This window comes from Mycolicibacterium arseniciresistens, from assembly GCF_030519285.1.
In the GTDB taxonomy this organism is placed as follows: Bacteria; Actinomycetota; Actinomycetes; order Mycobacteriales; family Mycobacteriaceae; genus Mycobacterium; species Mycobacterium arseniciresistens.
The window spans coordinates 1-9,043 of sequence record NZ_JAUMSQ010000324.1; the positions used below are offsets into that span (position 1 = coordinate 1).

Sequence of the window (9,043 nt, forward strand, 5' to 3'; positions counted from 1 at the left end):
CCGCGGCCGGCCAGCGTTCCCGCACGGCCGGCAGGGCGAGCACGTCGTCGACGTAGCGCCGCACCGACGGCACCGACGCGAAGCGGCCCTCCGGCGGCAGCGTCAGGTGTGCGCCGAAGAACTCGACGACGGGATTGTTCCGCTCGGCGGCACGGTCGAACAGCGTCCGTACGAACTGTTCGGCCGCATACACCTTCGCGCGCTGGGTGTCGCGGGGCGTCACTTCTCCAGGGCGGTGCGCGCGCCGGCGAATTCGGTGTTCGCTCCCAGCCGCGCCCGTCGTCCCGCCCGGTCGCCCGCTCGCCGCGCGGCCGACGAGTATCCGGCCGTCGCACTGGTGGCCCGCCAGGTGCCGCGGGCCTGGGACGCCTCCCGGTAGAAGCTCTTGAGTTCGATGTCCTTGTCGCGCAGGGCGATCGCGGTGCCGGGCCGGCTGTCGCGGGACCTGGTGGCCTCCGCCCGGGCCTCGTCGCGGGCCTCGGCCAGCCGCTGGCCGATCCGTGCACCGAAGGCCAGCTGGAAGTTGAGCCGCGCGGTGATGGTCGGCGTCGGCCGGTGTGCGCCCGAGTTGATGTAGTTGTTCGAGGCCTGCACCATCTGCATCACCAGGCTCGCGTAGAGCGCGTGGGTGGTGTCGATGTCCTCGGCGAATCCGTAGGCGTACAAGAACGTCGAATTGGATGCGACGTCGCATTTGACGTCGTTGGCGGCGGCGATCACCACGAACAACTGCACGTAGGTGCGCAGCCCGCGGGCGCCCGCGTTGCCGATGGTGATGGTGCGCTGCACCGGCATCGGCGCCTTGGTCTTGCTGTCCGCGTGGCTGCGCGCCACCGCCAGGTCGATGGACGTGGCGGTGGCCAGCCGCTGCGCGGCGGCCATGAAGGCCTCCGCCTCGTGGGCGTTGTCGGTGCCCTCCGCCTGGCGGAGCAGTGCGGCGATGCGCGCCAGCATCTTGTCGTCTGTCATGGCGGTCAGATTATGGATTCGGTGCGACGATTCCGGGGCTGCTGGAACCTGTTGTCCACAGAGCGGTTTTCATCCACAGGCATCACCGGCGAGTCTACTTACCGACGAAGCCGTCCAGTGCGGTGACGAGCTGCGGTGACAGCGGAGCGCCGTTGGCGTAGTTGGCGACGTTGTCGGTCGGGTCGTCGCGCAGCACGTGGTTGACGCCCTTGAGCTCCACCACCGTCAGAGCCGTGTGGGCCAGCGCGTCGATGAGCGGGCGCTCGGCGTCGCACTGCGCCTGACCGTCGGCGTCCGAACAGGTGAACAGCACCGGCGTGCCCGCCGGGACACGCTTGGCCAGCGCGACCGGGTCGATGGCGTCGGCCTCGACGACGGCCTTGACGTTGTTGGGGTTGAGCAGGGCGCTGAGCCCCTCCGGCAGATTCGGCGGAGCGACGCCCTTGGTGCGCGCCTCGTCGACGGCGGCAAGCCATGTCCGCAGCACCTGGGGGTTGCCGTTCGCGCGCACGCGGCCGGTGATGATGTCGAGGTAGCGGCCGGGCAGCGGCTGGAAAAGGGCCAGCGAGTGGACCTTCGGCGCGGCGGCCCCCGCCAGCGTCATCGCGTGGATGGCGCCTTCCCCGAGCGCCCACACCGACAGCCGGGCGTCGTCGGTGCCGGGCTGGTCGGACAGGAAGCGCAGCGCGGCCCCGGCGCCGGTGGTGTAGACGGCGCTGCCGACCTCCTTGGGCGCCACGGCGTAGGGGCCGAGGCCGGTCTCGCCGGTGCCGACCTTGTCGTAGCGCAGGCTGGCGACCCCCTTGCCGGACAGGTATTCGGCCAGCTGCCGCATGTTGCCGACCGGACCCGCGACGGCGTTGTCGCCGTTGCGGTCGGTCTGCCCGCTCTCGGAGATCAGCAGTGCGGCGGGCGCGGTGCGGTCCTGCTCGTGGCGGTAGGTGCCGTGGATGGTCAGGCCCTCGGCGGCGAAGGTGACGTCGTCGTCGACCCAGCCGGTGGGCGCGCCGTCGGTGGCGCCGGCCGTGCCGTCGTCGTCGTCGGAGCAGCCGGCCAGCAGCAGCACCGCGACCAGACAGGCCAGCGCCCGCCTCACAGCCGGGTCTCGATCCACGCCGTCACGTCGTCGAGGACCAGCGCCTGCTCGGGCTCGTTGAAGACCTCGTGGAACAGCTCGGGGTAGACCTTGAGGTGGACATCCTCGGACGCGACGCACTCTACGAGCCGGTGGCTGCCCTCGACCGGAATCAGCCGGTCCTTCTCACCGTGCACCACCAGCAGCGGCTTGGTCAGCGCGCCGGCCCGTCGCGGCATGGTCTCGCCGACGCGGAACAGCCCGCGGGCGATCCCGGCGGGCAGCTTGCCGTGGTAGACCAGCGGGTCGGCCTTGTAGGCGGCCACCACCTCGGGGTCGCGGGACACCGCGTCGGCGTCGAGCTGCTCGACCGGCAGGCCGGGCGCGAGGCGGCCGAGCGTCTTGCCGACGAACACCATGAACGGCGAGACGGTGCGCTGGGCGTCGACCGCCGGGCCGGACAGCACCATCGCGGCGTAGTCGGCGGGGTGTTCGACGCCGTAGGCGAAGACGATGCCGCCGCCCATGCTGTGGCCGAGCACGATGCGTTCGAGGTCGGGGTGGTCGGCCGCGGCGATGCCGACGAGGGTGTGGAAGTCCTCGACGTACTCGGAGATGTTCTTGAGGTAGACGCGCTTGCCGCCGGAACGGCCGTGTCCGCGGTGGTCGAGGGCGTAGACGACGAGTCCGGCCTCACCGAGGCGCTGCGCCACGTGGTCGTAGCGGCGGGCGTGCTCGGCGTAGCCGTGTGACACCAGCACCACGCCCCGCGGCGCCGTCTCCGGCGTCCACACGTCGTAGACGATCCGGACGCCGCCGACGCCGTCGAAGCTCCGTTCGGTGCGGGTGCTGGTCACCACCGGAGGGTAACGGCAGATGGGACGAAGACGCGTGTCGGTTGTCGGCGTCCTCAGTAAGCTCGGCGTCGTGACCGTCCTCGCGCACAGTCTCGACCGGCCCGGCTCAGAAGACGACTTCCTGGCCGACGCCCAGCGGTACCGCCGGGAGTTGACCGCGCACTGCTACCGGATGACCGGATCGCTGCACGACGCCGAAGACCTGGTGCAGGAGACCTACCTGCGGGCGTGGAAGTCCTACAAGGGTTTCGAGGGCAAGTCGTCGGTGCGCACCTGGCTGTACCGCATCGCCACCAACACCTGCCTGACAGCGCTCGAGAGCCGTAAGCGCAGGCCGCTGCCGACGGGTCTCGGAGCGCCCAGTTCGGACCCGTCGGACGAGATCGTGGCCCGCGACGAGGTGCCCTGGCTGGAGCCGATCCCCGACGACTCGACCGACCCGTCGAACATCGTCGGCTCGCGGGAGTCGGTGCGGCTGGCGTTCGTCGCGGCGCTGCAGCATCTTCCGCCGCGGCAACGGGCGGTGCTGGTGTTGCGTGAGGTGCTGCAGTGGAAGGCCGCCGAGGTGGCCGACGCGATCGGGTCGTCGACGGCCGCGGTGAACAGCCTGCTGCAGCGGGCCCGCGCGCAGCTCGACGAGATCGGCCCCAGCGAGGACGACAAGATCGAGCCGCCGGAGTCGCCCGAGGCACAGGACCTGCTCGACCGCTACATCGCGGCCTTCGAGGCCTACGACATGGACGAACTGGTCGAGTTGTTCACCGCGGACGCGATCTGGGAGATGCCGCCGTTCGACGGCTGGTACCAGGGCCCGCAGGAGATCGTGTTGCTGTCGAAGACGCACTGTCCGGCGGAGAACGCAGGCGACATGCGGCTGTTGCCGACGATCGCCAACGGCCAGCCGGCCGGGGCGATGTACATGCTCAACCCGGAGTCCGGCCGCCACGAGCCCTTCCAGCTACACGTGCTCGACGTCAGGGCCGGCGCCGGTATCTCACACGTGGTGGCGTTCCACGCGGCGACGTTCCGTGATTTCGGTCTGCCGGCCCACCTCTAGCTCGCGGCGCCGGCCGCCTTGATCTTGGCCACCTGCGTGACGAAGACGTCGTTGAGCATGTCCTTGTTCACCACGACGCGACGCCCGGGTACGCCGGCGTCGCCACCCATCGCGATGGCCATGACGAGGACGTCACCAACCTGTCCGGTGTAGCCCGCCACGGACACCTCGACGGTCTCACTGCCTGCCCGCGCCGTGCTCTTCATCTCGTAACCGACCTGCGCATCGGCTTCGCTGGCCGGAGGGCCGAGGCGCTGCACCGTCGTGTCCGCCCGGACGCCGTCCCGTTCGCTCGAGAAGGCCTTGCAATCGCCCAGCCACTTCTCGGTGTCGGCGACGAGGGTGTCGACGCGTTGCCTGCTGAGGCTGACGAGCACACCGGGCTTGCCCCGCTGCTGGCTGACCATGGCGGCGACCGCACTGGTCAGCGACGTCTTGTCCGACGAATCGCACTCCGGCGGATTGGCCTTCCCCTTCGGCGTGCTCTTGGACTCCTCGGCGATCTGGTCACTGAAGTCCTCGACGCTCCACCCCGTGAACTCGGTCTTCGTGACGAGTAGCGGCGTCAACGACTCGTCGACGGTGACACTCGGGGCGGATTCGGGCTGCCCGGCGCCGTCGCAGCCGGTCAGCAGGACCGATGCGGCGAGGACAACCACGCTCACCCGGCGGAATCGCGTCATGCGTCGACCGTAAGCCGCCCCGAGACCCCTTCGGCGCACGAATTTTTTACAGCGAGGCCCTAGACGCACTCTGCGCATCGAACCCGCAGCTCAGGGCCGTCGATGCAGCAAGTTCTGCAACGTGTTCTATTATCGCGGATCATGAAGACCAAGGGCGCCCTGCTGTGGGAGCTGAACTCCCCGTTCCGCATCGACGAGATCGAGATCGGCGACCCCGTCGACGACGAGGTGCAGATCCGCATGCACGCAGCGGGCATGTGCCACTCCGACTACCACCTGACCACCGGCGCCACCCCGATCGCCCTGCCCGCACTCGGCGGCCACGAGGGCGCGGGCGTCATCACCAAGGTCGGCCGCAACGTCACCGGCCTGCAGGAGGGCGACCACGTCATCCTGGCGTTCATCCCCTCCTGCGGTGAGTGCCAGCCCTGCCTCAAGGGCTTCCGGTCGTTGTGCGACCGCGGCGCCCTGCTGCTCGGCGGCAAGGCCATCGCCGACGGCACCAGCCGGGTGCACGCGGGCGGCACCGAGGTGTCGCCGATGAACCTGCTGGGCACCTTCGCCCCGTACATGACCGTGCACAAGGACTCCGTGGTCAAGATCGACGCGGACGTGCCGTTCGAGACCGCGGCGATCCTCGGCTGCGCCGTGCCGACGGGCTTCGGGTCGGCGACCAACATCGCCGAGGTGCAGCCCGGCGAGACGGTGGTGATCGTCGGCGTCGGCGGCATCGGACTCTCGGCGCTGCAGGGCGCCGTCATCTCCGGGGCGCGCAACGTCGTCGCGATCGACCCCGTCGAGTTCAAGCGCGACCAGGCGGTCAAGTTCGGCGCCACCCACGTCTTCAACTCGATGGCCGAGGCGATCGGCCCGGTGCTCGAGCTCACCCACGGCTTCATGGCCGAGAAGACGATCATCGCGGTGGGCGAGATGCGCGGCGAGTACATCGAGGAGGCCATGACGCTGACCGCCAAGACCGGCACCTGCGTGGTGACCGGGATGGGCTCGATGATGGACGTCGACGTAAAGCTCAACCTGTTCCTGTTCACGATGCTGCAGAAGACGTTGAAGGGCAACATCTTCGGCGGCGGGAGCAGCCACGTCGAGACGCCGCGGCTGGTCGGCCTCTACAAGTCGGGGTTGCTGAAGATCGACGAGATGGTGACCACCACCTACCGCCTCGAGGACATCAACCAGGGCTACCAGGACATGCTCGACGGGAAGAACATCCGGGGCGTCATCACGTTCGACGAGTCCGACTGGTGACCATGTCAGATTCCTGACATCTCTCGACCGCCACCACATCGCGCCGCGCACCAGTAAGTTCGTCTGCGGACAAAACGTGTGACGTGGTGGAGAAGTGCACAGGGATGAATTCGCCTCAGTTCTTCAGGCAAGACGGCGACGGCCGGGTGACGGTGATCGCGACCGGCGACATAGACCTCGGCAACGTCGACCGATTCAGCGATGTGTTGCGGCAGGCTGCCGGTGACGGGCAGCCGGTCGTCGTCGACATGGTGGCCGTGACGTACTGCGACAGCGCGGGCGTGCGGGCGCTGTTCCAGGCCGGCGCCGGCGCCGAACTGACGCTGCGGATCGATCGCGCCGGGCCGCTGAAGAAGCTGCTCGACATCTCCGGTCTGGACCGGGTGACCACCGTGGAGCTGGTCGACTGATGACGCCCGCCCTGCGTGCGCTCCGGGATCAGCCACAGCTGGCCACCCTTCTGCAACGGGTTCTCGAACGCATCCGCGACGACCTGCCGGGCGTGCTCGGCGTGGCGATCGCCGTGCACGACAGCACGATGGACGCCGGGGCGCCGGTGGTGCTGTCGCAGCTCGGCGCCGAGGGCGAGCTGGTCGCGGCGCAGACCGGCGGGCTCGGCGGGCCGGTCGCCGATTCGCTGACCCACCAGCTGCCGATCGTCAGCCTGCGGCTCTGGTCGGACGACCGGTGGCCGGAGTTGACCCTGGCCGCGATGACCGACCGCCTCCCCGACCACGCCCGGACCTGGGAACAGGTCGGCGGCGCCGCCGCGGTTCCCGGTGTGTGGGGTGACGGTGCGGTGGTGCTGTCGTGCACGCTCGACGGCCCCGCCACGGCGGGGACGGTGGCGACGCTGATCAGTTACGAGCACCTGGTGTCGGCGGCGCTTGTGACGGTGGCCGCCGACAGCGGTACCAACATGGCCGACGTGCTCGCGGTGCTCCAGTCGCGAAGCGCCATCGAGCAGGCCAAGGGCGCGGTGATGGGCCGGCTGGGATGCGACGCCGACGGCGCCTGGGTGATGCTGCGCGACGCAAGTCAGCGCGCCAACGTCAAGCTGCGGGCCCTCGCCGTCGCACTGGTGGAGCACATCGGCGGTGCCGCCGCCGAGCAGCAGATCTCGGCGGCGCCGATCGAGGTGAACGACCGGGCCCGGTATGCGGCCAAGGAGCTGTGGGAGGGCCTCGCCGTCCGCGAGCCCTAACGCAGCCGCGCCAGCGCACTGTCGACGACATGGCCGAATGCTCGCCGGTCGGCGGCCGCGACACCGTCGAAGAGCACCTCGCGCACCAGCCGGGCATGCCCCGGCGCCGCCAGGTCGAGCGCCGAGCGGCCCGCGTCGCGCAGGTCGACCGTCGCGCCGCGGCGATCGGAGTCCGTGCCGTGCCGGTCGATCAGGCCCCGGTCGCGCATCCGCCGGAGCTGGTGGGACAGCCGGCTCTGTTCCCAGCCCAGCGCTTCGGCGAGCTGGTACATCCGCTGCGGACCCCGTTCGGACAGTGCGACCAGCACCTCGTAGTCGCTCAGCGACAGCCCGCAGTCCCGCTGGAGCTGGCGGTTCATCGCGGCCTGCAGTTGGGAGACCAGCGCCAGGTATCCGCGCCAGATGCGCTGCTCCTCGTCCGACAACCACATGAAATACATGACACATCATTTATGTTGTCGCGTCCAGAGGCCACACCTAGGCTGGCCGCAACCGAGGAGACTTCACCATGTCCGAGACCGTCGACATCCGGCGCGCAGCCGACCGCGCGAAGACCAGGATCAGCTGGTTGGACTCCAAGCACTCGTTCTCGTTCGGGCAGCACTACGAACCCGGCAACACCCACCACGGCCTGCTCCTGGTCAACAACGACGACATCGTCACCCCCGGTTCAGGGTTCGACACCCATCCGCACCGCGACATGGAGATCGTCACCTGGGTGCTGCGCGGGTCACTGGTGCACCAGGATTCGACCGGCCACTCGGGCGTCATCTACCCCGGCCTGGCGCAGCGGATGTCCGCGGGCCGCGGCATCCTGCACTCGGAGAAGAACGACGCGTGGACCCTGACCGGCGAACAGTCCCACAGCGAACCGGTGCACTTCGTCCAGATGTGGGTGGTGCCCGACGAGTCCGGGATCACCCCGGGTTACCAGCAGCTCGAGATCGACGACGAACTGTTGCGCGGCGGGCTGGTGCCCATCGCCTCTGGCATGCCCGAGCACGACGGCGAGTCCGCGATCACCATCCGCAACAAGTACGCCGCACTGCACGGCGCCCGTCTGCAGCCCGGCGACAGTGTCGAATTACCCTCGGCGCCTTACCTTCACCTGTTCGTCGCGCGCGGCGACGTCACCCTGGAAGGCGCTGGCCCGCTCAATGAGGGGGACGCCGTACGTTTCACCGCCTCCGGTGGCCAGCGCGTCACCGCCACCGAGCCGTCGGAGATCCTGGTCTGGGAGATGCATGCGAATCTGGCTGCGGCGTAAGCACATCGGTGTTGCGCTGATCGGCGTGACACTCTCGGCCGGATGCTCGACGGCTCCACCCGCCGACCAGAAGGGCGACGCGCCCTCGACGACCACGTCGGCTGCCGCGCCCGTCGGCACTCCCGAACTGGCGGCCACGACGGTGGAGGTGCCCGAGGACCTCGGCGCCGCGCCGTTCGACGAGCCCCGCCAGGCGCTGGTGCCGCCGGGCTGGACGATGTCGGTGTGGGCGCGCATCCCGCAGGCGCGGCTGATGGCCTGGGCGCCCGACGGCGCACTGCTCGTCTCGGTGCCCAAAACCGGGCAGGTCATCCGCCTCGAACCGTCGGGCGCAGGCCCGCGGGAGACGCTGCTGCTCGAGGGTCTCGACCAACCGCACGGGCTGGCCTTCGCCGGCCCGACGCTCCACGTCGCCGAGAGCGACGGCGTCGTCGCCTACGACTATGCCGGCGGGCAGGCCGTCAACCGCCGCACCGTCGCCGGCGGGCTGCCCGACGCCAAGAGTCCCGACCTGAGGGGCGCCTACGCGCACGCCCTGAAGAGCGTTGCGGTGGGACCCGACGGCGCAGTGTACTTCTCGATCGGCAGCACCGGAAACGTCTCCGCAGAGGACCGGACCGCGACGCCGCCGCGCGCCACCGTCATGCGGGTGCCGCCCGGCGGCG

11 protein-coding genes and 1 pseudogene are annotated in these 9,043 nt (G+C 69.8%); 6 read left to right on the forward strand and 6 right to left on the reverse strand.

Annotation, left to right across the window (positions count from 1 at the left end; genetic code table 11):
* The 4 genes from Q2100_RS27190 to Q2100_RS27205 form a co-directional block, all read right to left on the reverse strand.
* A partial coding sequence (locus Q2100_RS27190; RefSeq protein ID WP_302916557.1) for a TIGR04338 family metallohydrolase occupies positions 1–223 on the reverse strand: 223 nt, incomplete at its 3' end.
* Complete coding sequence (locus Q2100_RS27195; protein ID WP_302916558.1) at positions 220–969, reverse strand: DUF2786 domain-containing protein; 750 nt, start codon at positions 967–969, stop codon at positions 220–222. The genes Q2100_RS27190 and Q2100_RS27195, both read right to left, overlap by 4 nt.
* A gap of 94 nt (positions 970–1,063) precedes the next feature.
* The gene (locus Q2100_RS27200; RefSeq protein ID WP_302916559.1) at positions 1,064–2,083 is read right to left on the reverse strand and encodes an alpha/beta fold hydrolase; all 1,020 of its coding nucleotides are present in this window, start codon (positions 2,081–2,083) and stop codon (positions 1,064–1,066) included.
* On the reverse strand, positions 2,062–2,901 hold the full coding sequence (locus Q2100_RS27205; protein ID WP_302916560.1) for an alpha/beta hydrolase: 840 nt from the start codon (positions 2,899–2,901) through the stop codon (positions 2,062–2,064). Before Q2100_RS27205 ends, Q2100_RS27200 begins: the two co-directional genes overlap by 22 nt.
* Positions 2,902–2,920: 19 nt before the next feature.
* Here Q2100_RS27205 and Q2100_RS27210 point away from each other — a divergent pair, with 19 nt between their 5' ends.
* Positions 2,921–3,958, forward strand: coding sequence for a sigma-70 family RNA polymerase sigma factor (locus Q2100_RS27210; RefSeq protein WP_264014583.1), 1,038 nt, complete (start codon positions 2,921–2,923; stop codon positions 3,956–3,958).
* On the opposite strand, the gene Q2100_RS27215 is transcribed toward Q2100_RS27210, so the two are convergent.
* Complete coding sequence (locus Q2100_RS27215) at positions 3,955–4,641, reverse strand: hypothetical protein (protein ID WP_302916561.1); 687 nt, start codon at positions 4,639–4,641, stop codon at positions 3,955–3,957. The two genes, Q2100_RS27210 and Q2100_RS27215, sit on opposite strands and share 4 nt — an antisense overlap.
* Positions 4,642–4,782: 141 nt before the next feature.
* Here Q2100_RS27215 and Q2100_RS27220 point away from each other — a divergent pair, with 141 nt between their 5' ends.
* The 3 genes from Q2100_RS27220 to Q2100_RS27230 all read left to right on the forward strand — a co-directional run bounded on the left by Q2100_RS27220 (position 4,783) and on the right by Q2100_RS27230 (position 7,111).
* The gene (locus Q2100_RS27220) at positions 4,783–5,907 is read left to right on the forward strand and encodes an NDMA-dependent alcohol dehydrogenase (protein ID WP_302916562.1); all 1,125 of its coding nucleotides are present in this window, start codon (positions 4,783–4,785) and stop codon (positions 5,905–5,907) included.
* A 104-nt stretch (positions 5,908–6,011) separates the two neighbouring features.
* Complete coding sequence (locus tag Q2100_RS27225; RefSeq protein WP_264014586.1) at positions 6,012–6,317, forward strand: STAS domain-containing protein; 306 nt, start codon at positions 6,012–6,014, stop codon at positions 6,315–6,317.
* Positions 6,317–7,111 carry an ANTAR domain-containing protein gene (locus Q2100_RS27230; protein WP_302916563.1) on the forward strand — a complete coding sequence of 265 codons (795 nt, stop codon included), beginning with the start codon at positions 6,317–6,319 and terminating at the stop codon, positions 7,109–7,111. Before Q2100_RS27225 ends, Q2100_RS27230 begins: the two co-directional genes overlap by 1 nt.
* Here Q2100_RS27230 and Q2100_RS27235 read toward each other — a convergent pair.
* The gene (locus Q2100_RS27235) at positions 7,108–7,551 is read right to left on the reverse strand and encodes a MarR family winged helix-turn-helix transcriptional regulator (protein WP_264014588.1); all 444 of its coding nucleotides are present in this window, start codon (positions 7,549–7,551) and stop codon (positions 7,108–7,110) included. The genes Q2100_RS27230 and Q2100_RS27235 overlap by 4 nt on opposite strands.
* Positions 7,552–7,619: 68 nt before the next feature.
* Here Q2100_RS27235 and Q2100_RS27240 point away from each other — a divergent pair, with 68 nt between their 5' ends.
* Together Q2100_RS27240 and Q2100_RS27245 are read left to right on the forward strand one after the other, a co-directional pair.
* The gene (locus tag Q2100_RS27240) at positions 7,620–8,378 is read left to right on the forward strand and encodes a pirin family protein (RefSeq protein ID WP_302916564.1); all 759 of its coding nucleotides are present in this window, start codon (positions 7,620–7,622) and stop codon (positions 8,376–8,378) included.
* Positions 8,356–9,043 (forward strand): annotated as a pseudogene (locus Q2100_RS27245) (gluconolaconase); the annotation flags it as partial. The gene Q2100_RS27240 and the pseudogene Q2100_RS27245, both read left to right, overlap by 23 nt.